At 70.2% G+C, this 14,760-nt stretch carries 14 protein-coding genes and 1 pseudogene; 5 read left to right on the forward strand and 10 right to left on the reverse strand.

The annotated features are described in order from the left end of the window. Positions 1 to 684 precede the first annotated feature (684 nt). Positions 685 to 1,110, reverse strand: coding sequence for a hypothetical protein (locus ACH4E7_RS39610; RefSeq protein WP_396254056.1), 426 nt, complete (start codon positions 1,108 to 1,110; stop codon positions 685 to 687). 384 nt (positions 1,111 to 1,494) lie between these two features. Next, positions 1,495 to 1,737 carry a hypothetical protein gene (locus ACH4E7_RS39615; protein ID WP_396254057.1) on the reverse strand — a complete coding sequence of 81 codons (243 nt, stop codon included), beginning with the start codon at positions 1,735 to 1,737 and terminating at the stop codon, positions 1,495 to 1,497. 61 nt (positions 1,738 to 1,798) lie between these two features. Here ACH4E7_RS39615 and ACH4E7_RS39620 point away from each other — a divergent pair, with 61 nt between their 5' ends. Further along, positions 1,799 to 2,074 (forward strand): hypothetical protein, encoded by a 276-nt coding sequence (locus ACH4E7_RS39620; RefSeq protein ID WP_396254058.1) that lies wholly within the window; start codon positions 1,799 to 1,801, stop codon positions 2,072 to 2,074. Positions 2,075 to 2,464: 390 nt separating this feature from the next. Here the strand turns inward: ACH4E7_RS39620 and ACH4E7_RS39625 are convergent, their stop codons facing one another. Beyond that, a complete protein-coding gene (locus tag ACH4E7_RS39625; protein WP_396254059.1) occupies positions 2,465 to 3,145 on the reverse strand; it encodes a GNAT family N-acetyltransferase in 681 nt (226 codons plus the stop codon). Positions 3,146 to 3,703: 558 nt separating this feature from the next. Continuing rightward, on the reverse strand, positions 3,704 to 4,639 hold the full coding sequence (hemC, locus tag ACH4E7_RS39630) for a hydroxymethylbilane synthase (RefSeq protein ID WP_396254089.1): 936 nt from the start codon (positions 4,637 to 4,639) through the stop codon (positions 3,704 to 3,706). 103 nt (positions 4,640 to 4,742) lie between these two features. On the opposite strand from hemC (ACH4E7_RS39630), the gene hemC (ACH4E7_RS39635) reads away from it, so the two are divergent. Beyond that, positions 4,743 to 5,675: a hydroxymethylbilane synthase gene (hemC, locus tag ACH4E7_RS39635; protein WP_396254060.1), complete on the forward strand. Its 933-nt coding sequence runs from the start codon at positions 4,743 to 4,745 to the stop codon at positions 5,673 to 5,675. On the opposite strand, the gene ACH4E7_RS39640 is transcribed toward hemC (ACH4E7_RS39635), so the two are convergent. The 6 genes and pseudogenes from ACH4E7_RS39640 to ACH4E7_RS39665 form a co-directional block, all read right to left on the reverse strand. Beyond that, complete coding sequence (locus tag ACH4E7_RS39640) at positions 5,672 to 6,640, reverse strand: hypothetical protein (protein ID WP_396254061.1); 969 nt, start codon at positions 6,638 to 6,640, stop codon at positions 5,672 to 5,674. The genes hemC (ACH4E7_RS39635) and ACH4E7_RS39640 overlap by 4 nt on opposite strands. A gap of 265 nt (positions 6,641 to 6,905) precedes the next feature. Further along, positions 6,906 to 7,328: an ATP-binding protein gene (locus tag ACH4E7_RS39645; RefSeq protein WP_396254063.1), complete on the reverse strand. Its 423-nt coding sequence runs from the start codon at positions 7,326 to 7,328 to the stop codon at positions 6,906 to 6,908. Between the two features lie 312 nt (positions 7,329 to 7,640). Then, positions 7,641 to 8,615, reverse strand: a complete 975-nt coding sequence (locus ACH4E7_RS39650) for a transcriptional regulator (RefSeq protein ID WP_396254093.1) — start codon at positions 8,613 to 8,615, stop codon at positions 7,641 to 7,643. Positions 8,616 to 8,651: 36 nt separating this feature from the next. After that, positions 8,652 to 8,852: pseudogene (locus ACH4E7_RS39655) on the reverse strand (helix-turn-helix domain-containing protein); the annotation flags it as partial. A 328-nt stretch (positions 8,853 to 9,180) separates the two neighbouring features. Continuing rightward, entirely contained in the window at positions 9,181 to 9,921 is a 741-nt protein-coding gene (locus ACH4E7_RS39660; RefSeq protein ID WP_396254064.1) for a hypothetical protein, read from the reverse strand. A gap of 322 nt (positions 9,922 to 10,243) precedes the next feature. Next, positions 10,244 to 10,459, reverse strand: a complete 216-nt coding sequence (locus ACH4E7_RS39665) for a hypothetical protein (protein ID WP_396254065.1) — start codon at positions 10,457 to 10,459, stop codon at positions 10,244 to 10,246. 423 nt (positions 10,460 to 10,882) lie between these two features. Here ACH4E7_RS39665 and ACH4E7_RS39670 point away from each other — a divergent pair, with 423 nt between their 5' ends. The 3 genes from ACH4E7_RS39670 to ACH4E7_RS39680 are packed head-to-tail and all read left to right on the forward strand — an operon-like array spanning position 10,883 to position 14,759. Next, the gene (locus tag ACH4E7_RS39670) at positions 10,883 to 11,548 is read left to right on the forward strand and encodes a TnsA-like heteromeric transposase endonuclease subunit (protein WP_396254066.1); all 666 of its coding nucleotides are present in this window, start codon (positions 10,883 to 10,885) and stop codon (positions 11,546 to 11,548) included. A gap of 11 nt (positions 11,549 to 11,559) precedes the next feature. Further along, positions 11,560 to 13,629: a transposase gene (locus ACH4E7_RS39675; protein WP_396254067.1), complete on the forward strand. Its 2,070-nt coding sequence runs from the start codon at positions 11,560 to 11,562 to the stop codon at positions 13,627 to 13,629. Further along, positions 13,626 to 14,759, forward strand: coding sequence for a TniB family NTP-binding protein (locus ACH4E7_RS39680; RefSeq protein WP_396254068.1), 1,134 nt, complete (start codon positions 13,626 to 13,628; stop codon positions 14,757 to 14,759). Before ACH4E7_RS39675 ends, ACH4E7_RS39680 begins: the two co-directional genes overlap by 4 nt. The last annotated feature ends 1 nt before the right edge of the window (position 14,760 follow it).

The raw sequence follows: 14,760 nt of genomic DNA on the forward strand, positions 1-14,760 counted from the left end.
CGGACTGCCCCGAGCCCCCGGGCTGCGAGGCCCGAACACAGACTCCCGCCGTAACGGCCCGTCCGCGCCCGGACGTCAGCCGGTCTCGACGGCGGTCATGCCGAACAGCACCAGGCCTGCGGCCTTCGCCTCCTCCAGGCTCCGGGTGAACTCCGCCTCCCGGTCGCGCTGCGCACGCTTCATCAGGCCGGCGGGCCGCGTGCCCGGCGGGACCACGACCACCACAACCCCACTGCGTCCCTGGGCCGCCGCGACCACAAGCGGGTGAAACCCTCACCGGTGGCTCCGGCGCCCACACGTTTCGGCCGCCCACCAGCACGAGCTTCTCGAACCACCGCCCGCTGAGTTCGACGACGCCGGTGCTCTGCGGCGGCTCCCCCGCCGCCAGCAGGAACCCGCTGTCCACCGCGTCGGACACCAGCTGGTCGTACAGCCCCGGACCGACTTCCACAATCGCCTCCGCGAACGGAGGCCCAACGTCAGCCGAGCGCACCACGAATGCCCACACCATCGGCGCCCCACGCCTGCCATCATCAGCCATGACCTGCCCAACGAGCCGTCTCCCCCGTGGTCCCGCACGCGCTGACAGCCGCCCAAGGATCCCCGCTCCGGCCTTGGTTGCCCGCCGCGGACGCACCGAAGGCCGGGTCGGAGGCGGACTCCACCCGTCCCCCGGTGCGTCGCTTAGGGGAGCTGACCGGCTCCGGCGTCGGCGGTCGGCAGCGGGCTGACAGCCTGGGGCTGCTGCGCTCCCCCGCCGCTACCGAACAGACCACGCAGCGCACCCATCAGCCCAGCCCTGGCCAGCCCGGTCTCCGCGGAGCCTGTCGACCTGCCAAGGAACAGGGCGGTCACCGCCACGATCAGCCCGAACAGTGCGACGGCCACCCACTCATGACCCTGCTCGGCCAAGATCGCGCCGGTGAGCACCAGCATCACCAGCGCGAGGAACGCCGTCAGGGCCTCGACGTACCGTGTCCTGCGATCCGCGGTGACCAGCCACCGCTCGTGCCGCCGGCCCTGCTCAGCGTCCCACGCCTCCAGGATCGCGGCACGGGTCACGTCATCCAGTTCCGGCCTGCGCAGCAGGAGCTCAAGCAGCTCCCACACGCCCGCGTCCTCTCGACGCCCCCTCATCGGTCCCACCGCCCGGCCCGACCAATCTCAGCCGCTTCTCCGGCCCTCAGTGCACGGGCCAGCCCCGCGACCAGGCCACGCTGTCGGCCTCGCGCCGCGATCCGGCGTCCAACCCGGGCCCGCATGATCACGGACGCAATGGCCGAGACCATCGTGGAGAGCGATGCGGTCACGGCCCCGATCTCCAGCAGGTGCAGGTGCACCCTGAACTCACCCCCTGTACGGCAACGTTGGTGCTGTACCCGCCGCACCCTGACCAGTAGAGCACGGCCACACGGCCCAGCAGCCGTGGGGAGGCTGCAGGCAGGCACCCACATCGCCCGTCCCGGTGGTCTCGGTGGGCGCGACCCGGGCTGCTTAGCGGCGCCAGCGGGTGAACAGGCGCTCGTCGGGGCCGGCCTGGATGCCGAGAGGGAGGCCGAGAAGCACTCGTAGGTCGATGCCTTTGCCTGGCGGGAGGGGGGTGAAGCCGCGTTGGCCGTAGAAGGTCGGGAGGGTGGGCGAGTCGGCGTCGAACTGGCCGTAGAGCAGGCGGAACTGGAGCTGGTGGTAGATCTGCACGGCTCGCTTGAGCAGGTGGGTTCCCCCAGCCGCGGCCACGGGCGTTGTCGGCGACAGCGAGTCCGCCGATCTTGGCGATGGTCATGCAGAAGAACAGGAGTTGTTCGCCAGGGACGCCTTGATCAGCGGCAACGTTGATCAGGGAGGCGGGAGGTACGACGGTCAAGGCGCCGAGCGGCTGGCCAGCGTGGCCCTCGGCGACCAGGACGAGCGAGAGGCCGGGGACAGCAGCGACGAGCTCATGTTGGGCTGCCACTCCCGCAACGGCCCACATCAGCTGGTCGTGGCCTCCGTCGAGGCCGGCGCGCAGCGTGGCGGCCAGGCTTCCGTCGTCGATGCTGTCGGCGTGGATTTCGTCGAGCCGTACTCCAGGTAGGTCCAGGAGTTCCTTCACGGCGGGAACGTCGCCTGCCCGGGCCAACCTGATCCGTCCGCCGTCCGGTCCGTCCCAGCCGTCCATCAACCGCTTGCTGGTGATCGGGCGGGGAGGCGTCGAGCCGCCGCGTGCCCCCTTGCGCTTCGCCATTCGATCAACGTAGCCGGTTGGCCGCGGTGAGCGCGGGCGTTTGCCGAGGCTACACATTGCCTAGGACGTCTGCGGCGGTCTCCCGGAAGTGGCGGGCCATCAGCAGAGGCCTGCGTACCGCCCAGGCCAGCGCACCGCCCGAGGTCGACGTGTCCTTCATCATGGGCCCCACCCACCAATATGGTGACCAGGCCGACCGCACCTCGTGGACCGCTTCGCAGGCTCCGACGGTCCGGCCGCTCACGGCTGGTCGAGGACGCCGCCGATGGTCTGGCGGGGGATACGTCCCGCCAGAGCGACGCCCGGGACGATGCCCTGCCACATCTGCCGCATGTCGGAAGTGGCCGGCCAGGCGGCACCGCCAATGCCGGAGGCCGCGAGCACAAGCGGCTCGCCCGCCTCCAGCACGGTGAATCCGCGCCGCTCGTAGTAGGGGGCCAGATAGCCGCGGGACGCCTGGAAAGATCCGGTCATCAGACGGTACCCGCTGTGCCGGAACTGGTTGACGGCGGCGTCGATCAGCTCGGCTCCCAGGCCGCGGCCGCGCCGTTCCGAGTCGACGGCCACAGCCTCCAGGTCGACGATCCGGCGCGCCACCAGGTCCCGGTAACCGGGCCCGACCGCGCCCGACCCGGCGGCGAAGTCCATCGGGGGACCGGCAGTCAGCGCTCCCGCGACCAGACCGTCAGCGTCCTCAGCCACCAGGGCCACGTACAGGCCAGGCGTCTGGGGCCGGTACCCCTGGCGCAGCGCTGCGGCCATCCTGCTGGGCATGCTCGGGTCGGACCACTCCACCAGCTCCATCAGCTGCTGTACCCGCTCGGCGTCCGCGGGCCCGGCCGGCCGGACTCGGGAGCGGGCCCTTCGCCCCTCCGACCCGGTGGACCGGTTCTCCGCCCTTCGTCGCGATGCCTTTCCCATGCCGCCATGATGCCCCGTCAGCAGCCCTGAAGGGGCCAAATGGTGTACCCCGCGCCGCAGGATGCGGGCGAGCAGGTGGGGACTTCCGGCGCCAGGTGGTCCTGCGGTCCCCGCTCAGCGCAGTTCAAGATCGAGCTGAGCTTCAACTACTGAGGTCGCCAACCACAAGGTGTTCCTCGCCAACCCGCGCTTCCCGAAGGGCGAGAAAAGCCGGCTGATGCCGGAGCTGGAGCGGGCCCAGGGACGGGCAGATTGCCCGTCTCAAGGCCGACAACGCCGATCTGCGCGAACGCCTGGCCCGCCGGGACCAGCGGATCACGGCGCTGACCGAGTTCCAGACCCTCGCGCTGTCGCGCCTGGCCGCCCAGCACGACGAGATCAGGTGCCTGCGCAAGGCCCTGGAACACCCGGAGAACATCACCACCCTGCCCGTGCGAGCCCGGACCGTCCCGAACCGGCCCCGACGGTAGGGCCGCCCTCCGGCGGCGGGCAGTGAACTTGCTGTCCGCCCAGCCGGGCCGGCCGCAACGCGACGGTCGGCCCGGCCGCTGCCGCCGGTCAGTGGTCGATGGAGTCGATCAGTTCGCGTGCGCCGTCGCGGATCAGTGCTTCGGCGACGCCTTCGCCGATGGCCTGCGGGGTTAGCTGGTCGCTGGTGCGGCTTGCGGTCAGCACCCTCGCGCCGTCTGGGGTGAAGACCATGGCCCGCAGGGCGAGGCGGCCGTCCTCGAAGGCGCGGGCGTGTCCGGCGATCGGGCTGTTGCAGTGTCCGCGCAGGAGATTGAGCACGGTCCGCTCGGCGGTGATCTCGCGGGTCGTGAGGCGGTCGCCGAGCGGAGTGAGCAGGGCGATCATCTCCGGGTCGTCGGCCCGGCACTGGAGCCCGAGGACGGCGGCCCCGAGCGGCGGGCACATCTGCTCGACGGACAGCAGCTCGCTGATGTGATGCTGTTCGCCGATGCGTTCCAGGCCGGAGGCCGCCAGGACCAGGGCGTCGACCTTGCCGGCCTTGAGGGCGGCCAGCCGCAGGTTCGCGGTGCCTCGCACGGGCACCAGCTCCAGGTGCGGGTGCCTGGCGGTGAGCTGGGCGATCCGGCGCACGGCGGCGGTGCCCACGCGGGTTCCGGGCGGCAACCGGTCGAGGGTCAGGCCGTCCGGGTGGATCAGGGCGTCGCGGATGTCGGCGCGGGCGGGGTGGGCGGCGAAGACGGTGCCCGGAGCGTTCAGCGGGTAACCGGACACATCTTTCATGCAGTGCACGGCCATGTCGCAGACGCCGGTCAACAGGGCTTCCTCGATCTCGCCGGTGAAGGCGCCCTTGTCGTGCAGTTCGGCTTGCCGGCCGGGTTCGAGGTCGCCGGCCGCGGTGAACGGCACGAGCTCGATCCCGGCGTCCGGGTAGCGCTCGCGCAGGTCCTCGGCGACCCGGGCGACCTGGGCCAGCGACATCGGGGAGGTGCGGGCGCCGATGCGGATGGTCCGGGTGGTGTCCAGCACGAAAGGCTCCTTCCAGGATCCCGACAAACCGTCGGAAACCAGGCGTGTTCGATGCGAGTAGCATGCGGTCAACATCTCGTCAGATGCTGGGAGTTGGCGTATGAGCACACTGGTGGTGGGGTCGCGGGCCAGTCACCTGGCGCGGGCCCAGGTCAGGGAGTTCCTGGCGCCGCTGCGGGAGCGCTTTCCCGACGTGGTCTTCCGCCAGCGGGTGATCACGGAAGCGGGCGACCAGGACCGCCGGTCGGCTCTGCGGGACGTGTCGGAGCGAGGCGGCGGCTCGGCGTTCTCCGTGAACCAGGTGAACGCGCTGATGTCCGGTGAGGTCGATGTGATCGTGCACTCGCTCAAGGACCTGCCGACCGCGAACCCGCCCGGCCTGATCCTGTTGCCCCCGCCCACCCGCGCGGACGTGCACGACGCGCTGTGCGGCTCGACGTTGGCCGATCTGCCGCACGGCGGCCGGATCGGCACCTCGGCGTCGCGCCGGATCGCCCAGCTGCTGCACGTCCGCCCGGACCTGGTGCCGGTGGAGATCCGGGGGAACGTCCCGACCAGGCTGGGCAAGCTCAGGACACAGCAGCTGGACGCGGTGGTCCTGGCCGCTGCGGGGATCAAGCGGCTCGGCCGCGGCGAGGAGATCAGCGAGATCCTGCCGATCGAGCTGTTCCCCCCGTCGCCCGGCCAGGGCGCCCTGGGCATCCAGATCCGCGAGGACAACGAGCTGGCCCACCAGATCCTGGCCGGGGCTGGCGACCCGGTGACCGACGCCGAGGTGCGGGCCGAGCGCGCGATGCTCGCCGAGCTCCACGGCGGGTGCTCGGTGCCGGTCGGCGCATTCGGCAAGGCCGACGGCGACGTGCTGACCCTGCACGGGCAGGTCACCTCCGTGGACGGCAGGCGGCAGGTGGAGGCCCGCCTCTCCGGCCCGCTGAGCGAGCCGGAGAAGCTGGGCGTGCAGGTGGCGGGCCTCCTGCTGGACCAGGGCGCGGAGGGCATCCTGGCGGAGGTCCGGCCCACCGTCACCGTTTAGGCGCACAAGCGGGCCAGGTCCAGCGCGGCGTAGGTGATGATCCGCTCGGCCCCGGCCCGCTTGAGCATGGTGAACACCTCCAGCAGCGGGCGGAAGTCCCGCCGCCCGGTGGCCGGGTCCAGCGGCGCCAGGCGCATGTACTCGCCGGAGACGGAGAACGGCATCAGCGGCGCCGGGGTGCGCCGCTTGAGGGCCGTGAGGATGTCCACCGACAGCATCCCGGGTTCCAGCAGCAGCATGTCCGCCCCCTCGCCGAGGAACGCCAGGCCGGTGTCCACGGCGCTCTCCGGGCTGCGGGGGCTGATCTGGAACGGGCGGCGGGCACCGGAGGCGGGGGTGGCCCGCATGGTGGTGCGGTAGCCCTCGTAGAGGGCGGAGTCGAAGATCAGGTGCGGCATGGTCGCCACGTCTCGGTGACTGGCCTCGTCCAGGGCCTGGCGCACGGTCCAGGTCGTGCCCCTGGTCATGGCTGCCGGGCCGACGATGTCGGCGCCGGCCCCGGCCTGGATGACGGCCTGGGCGGCGGTCAGCGCGGCCGTCGCGTCCAGGTCGATCCGGCCGCCGACGGTCAGGTGGCACTCGCCGGTGTCGGTGTGGCCGCACAGGCAGTTCTCCGTCATCACCGCCATGCCGGGCTCGGTGTCCTTGACGGCGTGGATGGCCCGCACCATCAGGCTGTCCGGCGCGACGGCGCCGCCGGCCTGCGGGTCGCGGTGCAGGCTGTTGGCGAACACCTTCACCGAGCGGATGCCGGCGCCGGCCAGGTCGCGCACGGTCTGCGGGATCTCGGCGACGGTGACGGTCGGCATCGGCCGGTCGGCGTCCTCGCTGTCCTCGCGGACCAGCAGGACCATGCTCAGGTCGGCCGCCGTCAGCTCGGGGCCTTCCAGGAAGCTGCGGACGGCCGGGCGGCCGTGCAGCCGGTCGCAGGCGGCGTGTGCGGCGGTGTGCTGGGTGGTGGTCATCTCGTCCTCTCGGTCCGTGGTGTGTGGTGCCGAGGTGCGTGGAAGGGGGCGCCGACCCGCGTCGTCGGCGGCCGGCGCCCCGGGCCCGCCCGCCCGGGGCGCCGGGTGGGCGGGGGCTCAGATGGTGGGCAGGTCGCTCTTCGGGTCGTCGTCCGGGGCGGTGGCCGCCGCGGTGCCGTGGGCGGTCTCCTGCTGGACCCGAGCACGGCCAGGGTCTTGAGGGCGTCGTGGACGGGGTCGCGGTGCTGTCCGTGGTGCTGGCCGGTCATGACGAACCCCGCATCCGCAGGTCCGCATGCACCGTCTTCCCCAGCGGCTCCAGGGTGGTGCCCCACTGGCCCTTGGTGAGCTGGTGCACGAGGGCAAGGCCCCGCCCGCCCTCGGCGCTCAGACCGGCGTCCATCAGGACCGGCAGGACCCGGCTGCCGTCGGTGACCGAGATCCGCACCGCCGTGGCGGTGATCCGAGTGATCTCGACGGTCATCCTGAGGAGGCAGCCGGTCTTGCTGGCGTTGCCCGCGAGCTCGGAGACGACCAGCTGGGCGTCGTCGATCAGCTCGTCCAGCTTCCACTCGGCCAGCTTGTCGCGGACCAGACGGCGGGCCGCCGAGGCCGATTCGGGCCGGTAGGGCAGGTGGGCGACGGACGGCTTCTCGATCGTGGGCGCCGGGGCGGTCGCCGTGCTCACGAGGCCGGGCGCATCCGGGGGTCGGCGGCCGGGGGGAAGTCGGCCCAGCCGGCCGCCGCGGTGGCCAGGGCAGTCCGCCGAAGGCGGTCCCCGGCGGATCTGCGCGGCCCGGACGGCGTCGGGGCGGGGTGCGGCGGGCGGCGGGTAGCGGCCATCACGGCTCCAGGGGAATCAGTGCTGTGGTGGAGACGCCGGTCCGGACCAGCGTGCGGTCCGGACCGGGCTCATGCCCCGGGGCTTCGCCTCTCGGGGGACTGAACACCACGATGCCGCTGATGTAAGGCCGTGAATTTCACCAGAAGTGAAAGATCGTCAGATGCCCGTTCGTGTGATCCAGGTTGACAGCCGTAGACTCCGGCGGTTAGCGGAGCGTGACAGGGCGGTTACCGTTTCGCGGGCGAGCGGGTGCCTAGAGACCTGCTCGGGCGCGACCGCGTACGCGGCGTCCAGCTGGTCGAGTGCGGCTTCGGGCTTGGCCATCCACCGGTAGGCGCGGGCCAGGTCGATGTGGTGGTGCCCGATCCTGGTCGGCGCCCAGCCGGCCGGGAACCGAAGGCCCTTCGCGGCGGCCACCGCCTGGTCGTGCTCGCCGGCCTCCACCAGCGTCATTACCCGGTGGACCTGGACGTTGGTGGGTCCGAAGTGCAGCGACAGGTCAGGCCGCTCGCCCGTCTGGGTGGCGACCTTCTGGGCCTCGTCCAGGTGGTGCCTCATCACGTCCGTCTGCCGGGCGCGGGCGGCGACCACGGCGGAGCCGAGGTGGAGCTGCCCGGTCGTGACCAGCGCGCTCGGCGTCTTGGCGTCGGTGCCGTCCAGGTGGCTGCGGCCGGACTCCTGGAGGCGCCGGCAGGCCGCCAGGTCGCCGACGCGCAGGTAGGCGGTGACCCGCAGGTACTCGCGGGCGGCCCGCAGCGCGGGCGCCCGGTCACCGGCCCGCTGGGCGGCCCAGTCCATCCGGGCCAGCGCGGTCGCGGACAGGTCGCTCAACCCGATCGCGATCCCGACCGAGTGCCCGCACCGGTAGGCCTCCGCCAGCAGGCCCCAGGCCTGCCGCTGCTGTTCGCCGGTGAACTCGTGCGCGGCCGTGTGCAGCTCGACCAGCAGCCCCGGCAGCATCGCCACCATCGGCTTGTACTTCGCGGCCTGGGCCAGCGCGTTCACCTGCCGCACCGCCGCCCGAAGCGCCGGCAGGGCCCGCGGGCGCACGGCCTCCTGCGGCGGCAGGTCGTACAGGTCGAGCGTCGTGCGGATCGGCCCCATCAGCGGGACCAGCGGGTCATCGGCCATCCCGTCACTGTACGAGGGCGGCTGCAGGTCGCCCGGCTCAACTCCCAAGGCCCTGGCGACCGCTGCCACGAACTCCGGCGTCGCCGGCTTGTGCCCCGACACCACCTTCGTGAGCAGGCTGTACGAGACATGAGCGCGGTCGGCCAGCTGCCGATGGCTCAAACCCCTCACATCCTCGTAGGCCGCGATCCGCTGGCCGATGCTGATTCCATCCGGAGGTGCCATGCTGGTCCCCATCCCGTGCACGCCTTGAACCCGTGTGCACGGGACCGTACCCCCGAACTCGTCAGCCCACAGATCCTTTCGGCAACCAGCGTTGACACCGGATTGAATCCGGCGGGGGCGGGGGTCCGGAGGAGCGGAAGGGCACTCTTGCCGCCGTCCGGCCAGAGGTAGCGAAGCGGGCGCGGCACTGCCGGATCGGCCGAAGGCCGATGCCTGGGATACCAGGGCTGTTGTGAGTTTCTTCGGGGGCTGGGCCGACTTACTGCGCGGGGATCACCTTCGATGCGTGCGCGGCTCCGGAGGGGGTTGCCTCACGACGTGACAGCGCGGGGAGACAGGGTCATCGGTCGGCGCGAACTGCGACCAAGCGGGTTCCCTCCTCGATACCTATCTCCCGCAAACTGCGGTTGTCCTTGGGGTTGAACCCCTGGGACTTCCACCACGCAGTCCCGATCTCCGTGAAGGTTTTACCAGTTGCCGGCTCATGAAGGAGCCACTGGCGACCGTAGGAGTACGCCTCAAGTTCGTCCTGGACAGCCAGGTAGATCGCGTCAAGGAACTTTGAGACCGTCATCGACTCCATCGGGAAGGTGAGTACCTTGACCGGCCCCTTCGGGTCGATGCCGCTGATGTCGACCTCCACCGAACGGCGCTGGAAGTCCGTGCGCGCCGCGCGGACCGCTGCCTCGACTAACGCTTCAGAAACCTCACGTTCCGCGGGCGGAAGCCGCGGAACAACGACTTCTTCAACGGCCGTACGTACGGCAGCCTCTACGTTCTGCAGGTTCCGACCCGCCGTGGAGGATACGGCGGTCACGTATGCCTCGATGCTCGGTGCGTTGGGGTAGTCCTTCGGCGCGTACAACACGAAGGGCCGGGTGAGCAGGACGCCAAAGAAGGCTGCGGCTACCGCGGACGGAAACACGACAGAGAAGGTCGCGAGCATCCCTTGAATCCACCCATGGGCCTGAGTCGCGGCCACCCCAACGGTGACCTCGGCCAAGCCGAGAAACAGGGAGATGATCCATAACGGATTCAGGACGCGCTCGGCTCCCCTTGACGTCTCACTCGCCTCTGCCATCGCAAGCCCCCGCGCCGCCGAACTCAAGAACAACGACCTTATGGTTGCCCACTGTAGCGGCGCGGGCCACCTCTGCACCGGTAGTGGGAAGCAGCCGACGAAGAGGCACCTTGTGCCCCGGGATCACGCCGTGGCCCTATCGGATCCGGCGGGGCGGGGTCCGGAGGAGCCCCCGCCGGGGCTTCCGCGCGGCTGGAAGCCCAACACACCCGACGGAAGGGCACTCTCGCCGCCGTCCGGCCAGACGCAGCGAAGCGGGCGCGGCACTGCCGGATCGACCGAAGGTCGATGACACGCAGCGGAGGCGCGAGAGCGGCACAAGTCAGCTCTCGAAGAAGGTCGTCGCCTCCCCCGGCGGTGTGGTGAAGTACGGCACCGTCTCGACCTTCGAGCCGCACTCCTCGCAGACCCGGGTCTCAACCGTCTGGTCCTCGTTCAGCGTTCCGGGCGGCAAGTCGATGTAGCCGCAGCGCGGGCAATCCGCGAACTCCCGGAACTTCTTGTGTTTGCCGTACTGATCATCCGAGATCGCTGTCATGGGATCAGAGTCTCACGGCTCCAACCGCAGCCGAGTGAGATCACGCCCCTCCAACGTGCCTCACGTAACTGAAAGCCCTAGATCCTGTTGACCAGCCAAGTTTCTTGACAACCCCAGATAACCAGCGAGCTCGCCGTCGCCGCCTTCGCGCGCCGCGACGGTGTAGGTTCCGCGCTTCGGTGTCCAATTCCGGACCGCCGTGTCCAGCGAACAGCAAATTGGACAAGCCGCGTGGAACCGCTGGTCGGTGCGTTCACTCCTTCGGGCTACTCCGGGGTCTTCGCCAAGACAGCGGTCACGGCCCGAAGTCACCGTGGGTGTTGCAGCTGAAGCGCGGCATCAGGGAGCGAACGACTCGTGTCCATCGGAAGTGTTGCTTCGTCAGCAATGCTACGTACCAGGCAGGTTGACGGGAGTGCGTCGGTGGCGTGCGCTTTCGGCGAAGCGTCGCCGAGCAGCCTCTTCGACGCGTCTCCCTGGCGCACGTTTCGCTGGCACCTGGGGCAGAAGCACTACTCGGGGTCCTTCTGGTCGGCGACGGAGCAGAAGCTGGTGATCTACGAGTCCCGGCTGGAGCTGGCGCGGTTGCTGTTCGCGGACTTCGACCCTGATGTCTCCCGGATCGTCGCACAGCCGTTCCTGATGACCGCGTACGTCGATGGTGCGGAGCGCAAGCACATCCCTGATTTCCTTCTTCGCACCGCTGCGGGGCCGCTGGTTGTCGACGTCAAGCCGGCGCACAGGGTGTCACGCCCGGACGTTGCCTTCACCTTCGGGTGGAGTCGACTTGTCGTCGAGTCGCGCGGTTGGGGCTACCAGGTGTGGAGCGAGCCAGCGGTGGAGCGGTTGGAGAACCTGCGTTTCCTGGCCGGCTATCGCCGGGCCTGGCTGTTCGACCCGATGATCCTGGCCGCACTTCGGCTGGCCGATCTGGACGGTGCGACCCTGGCCGAGGCGTTTACCTCGGTCCCGGCCTTCGCGCCCGGCGCGGTGCGCTCGGCGGTGTTCCATCTGCTCTGGTCGGGGTGGCTGACCACGGACCTGGACAGTCCGCTTGGGTCGGCGCATGTTCTGCGGCGGCGGCCGTGAACTCCGGGGCCGTGAGGCTGGGAGTCGGCACCCGGATGCTCTACGACGGCGAACTGGTCGAAGTCGTCGAGACTGCGGCGACGACGGCCGGCAACGAGGTCGTCCTGAAGGACAGGCTTGGCCGGTTGGTGCGGGTCTCGGTCAAGGAACTGCTGTTCTCCGACCGGGTGCAGTTCGTGCCTGACGGGCCGGGGCCGTCGTCGGCGGACGACATGGACCTGGCCTCCGTTGTGCTGTCCCAGCTGGGTCTGGAGGAGCGGCGGCGCCTGCTGGAGAGGGCCGAGCACGTCCGAGAAGTCCTCTATGGCTACCGGTCGGGCAGCCGTGGGCTGGCCCGCGAGGGCGAGCCGCGTCCCGGCTACGATCCGGCGCTGCCGAAGATGGTCCGCTATCAGACCAAGGCGGACGAGCTCGGCGTGTCGGTCCGCACCATCGGGCGATGGGTCGCGGGACTGGAAAGCGGCGGCGAAGCCGCTCTGGCGACCACGGCGTTGGCGAAGAGTGTCCTGGACCGGTGTGATCCGCGCTGGGTGGAGACGGCGGTCGAGGTACTCGTCGAGTACGTTGACCAGGCCACGCCGATGCGCAAGACCGTGATCGACCGGACCCGGGCCAGGCTGATCGCCCGATACGGCGAAGGCGCGGTGACGATGCCCTCGAAGTCCAAGGCGTACGAGGCGCTGGCGCTGCTGGAGAAGCAGCATCCGACGTTCCGGTTGAGTGCGAAGCGGAACAGGGACATCGCCGGGCGGCCGAAGGAGGCTTACGGCAGGCTGCGTGCGACCCGGCCGGGTGAGTACGTGCTGATGGACACCACCCGGCTGGACGTGTTCGCGCTGGACCCGCTGACGCTGCGGTGGGTGAACTGCGAGCTGACGGTTGCGATGTGTTGGTACACCCGCTGCATCGTCGGGATGCGCCTGACACCGGTCTCCACCAAGGCGGTGGACGCGGCCGCGGTCCTCTACCAGGCATACCGGCCGCTGCCGGTGCTGCCGAGCTGGCCGGCCGAGGCGGTCTGGCCCGAGCACGGGATCCCGCGGTCGGTGCTGATCGACCCGCACGTGATCGAGGGGCCGATCGCCCGGGCTGCTGGGCCCGCGTTGGCACCGGAGACGATCGTCATCGACCACGGCAAGATCTACGTCTCCGATCACCTGACCAGCGTCTGCGCGCGGATGGGGATCTCCATGCAGCCGGTCCGGCTTCGCACGGGCCGGGACAAGGGTCCGATCGAAAGGTTCTTCCGGACCCTGCGCCAGGACCTGCTCTACGGCTTGCCCGGCTACAAGGGCCCTGACATCTTCTCCCGCGGGGTGGACCCGGAGGGCGAGGCGTTCTTCTTCCTCGACGAGCTCGCCGACAAGATCCGGCAGTGGACCGCGGCGGTCTACCACCACAAGCCGCACCGCAGTCTGGTGGAGCCGGGGGTCCCCGGGCTGCGGATGACCCCGGCGCAGATGTTCGCCCACGGCATGGCCAGGGCCGGCTATATCGAGGTCCCGCGGGATCCGCATCTGGGCCTGGAGTTCCTGGAGACGTCCTGGCGGACGATTCAGCCCTACGGGGTGGAGATCGAGGGGTGCCGCTACGACGGCCCAGGGCTGCCCAAGGACGGGCGGCCGAGCCCCTACCCGAACGGGCTGTGGCCGTTCCAGGTCAACCCGGACGACATTACCCGCGCCTACTTCCGGGACCAGGACCGGCGCTGGCGCGTCCTGCACTGGGAGCACGCCCCGGTCCTGAACATGCCGATGAGCAGGGACGCGCTGCGCTACGGACGCAGACTCGCTGCCAAGCAGTACCGGCACCCCAACGACCGCCTGGTGACGGCCGACTTGTTCGAGCGGTGGAACCTGGGCTTCGCCCAGACGCTGACCGAGCGGCGGATGGCGTTGCGCATGGCCCGCGAGCAGGCGGCGTTCGTGATCGATATCGAGGACGACGAGCCCGTGGCCGAGGATCCAGCACCGCCCGTGCAGGAGGGCGGCGACGACGACGCGGCCGACTTCGAGGACTTCGACGGCAACACGGACCTCGACGAGGACGCCTTCTACGCCGACGCCCTGGAGGACCTGTGAGCCCTCGCGGCCGGACAGCGGCCGCGTCCGAGGACCCGCAGTGGCGCAAGCTGCCCCTGGACAACCTCACCCTGACGAAGAAGGAAGGCTTCGGGTCCTTCGCCGAGGCCCCCGCTGCGGCGCGTCCGGAGGCCCACACCCGCGCCCAGCTGAAGGGCCTGGGAGAGCAGGCTCTGGCCTGCTACAACGACGACCGCAACCGCTGGCACGCGAACATGAAACCCGTCAGGACCAAGGAAGTCGATCTGCTCCACGAGCACCTCAACGAGATCTTCAACGCCAGCCTCCGGCAGGGCAGCCAGCAGGCGAAGAGCGCCGCCGCGATCGACGCGTTCCCCGGCCTGGGCAAGACGACGGCCGCTCTGGCGTTCGCCAGGGACGTCCACAACAGGCTGATCGCCAAGGACGGACGGTTCACCGCGGCCGGCCACGAACGGTGGCCGGTCTGCCGGGTGGGGATGACCGGCGACACCAGGATGAAGGACTTCAACTGGGCTCTGCTGGAGTTCTTCGCCCACGCCGGCCGCAACAGTGGCACCGCCAACATGTTCGCCTACCAGGCGCTGGACTGTGTGACCTCGTGCGAGACGAAGCTGATCATCGTCGACGATCTCCAGTTCCTGCAGTTCCAGAGCAAGTCCGGGACGGAGCTGAGCAACCACTTCAAGTTCATCGCGAACGAGTTCCCGGTGATGCTGCTGTTCATCGGCCACGATCTGAGAGGCAAGGGGCTCTACCTGGACCCTCAGCTCGAACGGCGAGTCACCCCGCTGGGGCTGGAGCCGTTCCGAATCGAGGACGAACAGGGGCGCCTCCAGTGGCGGAGCCTGCTACTGGCTCTGGAACAACGCCTGGTGCTGGCCGAGAAGTACCCCGGGATGCTGGCCGACGACCTGGCCGACGACCTGTTCGCGCGCACCACCGGCCACATCGGCTCTCTGATGACCCTGCTCATGCGGGCCTGCGAGCGGGCGATCCGCACGGGCGAGGAACGGGTGACCCGCGAGCTCCTGTCCCGGATCAGGCTGGACGCGGCCGCCGAGAGACTGCGCGCGGAATGGGAGGTGGCCTTGCAGTCCGGCACGAAGACCAGCAGGCCCGCCCGCGTGAAGGGCGGTGCGGCAAAGTGAC

It is taken from the genome of Kitasatospora sp. NPDC018058 (assembly GCF_044327205.1).
Classification (GTDB): domain Bacteria; phylum Actinomycetota; class Actinomycetes; order Streptomycetales; family Streptomycetaceae; genus Kitasatospora.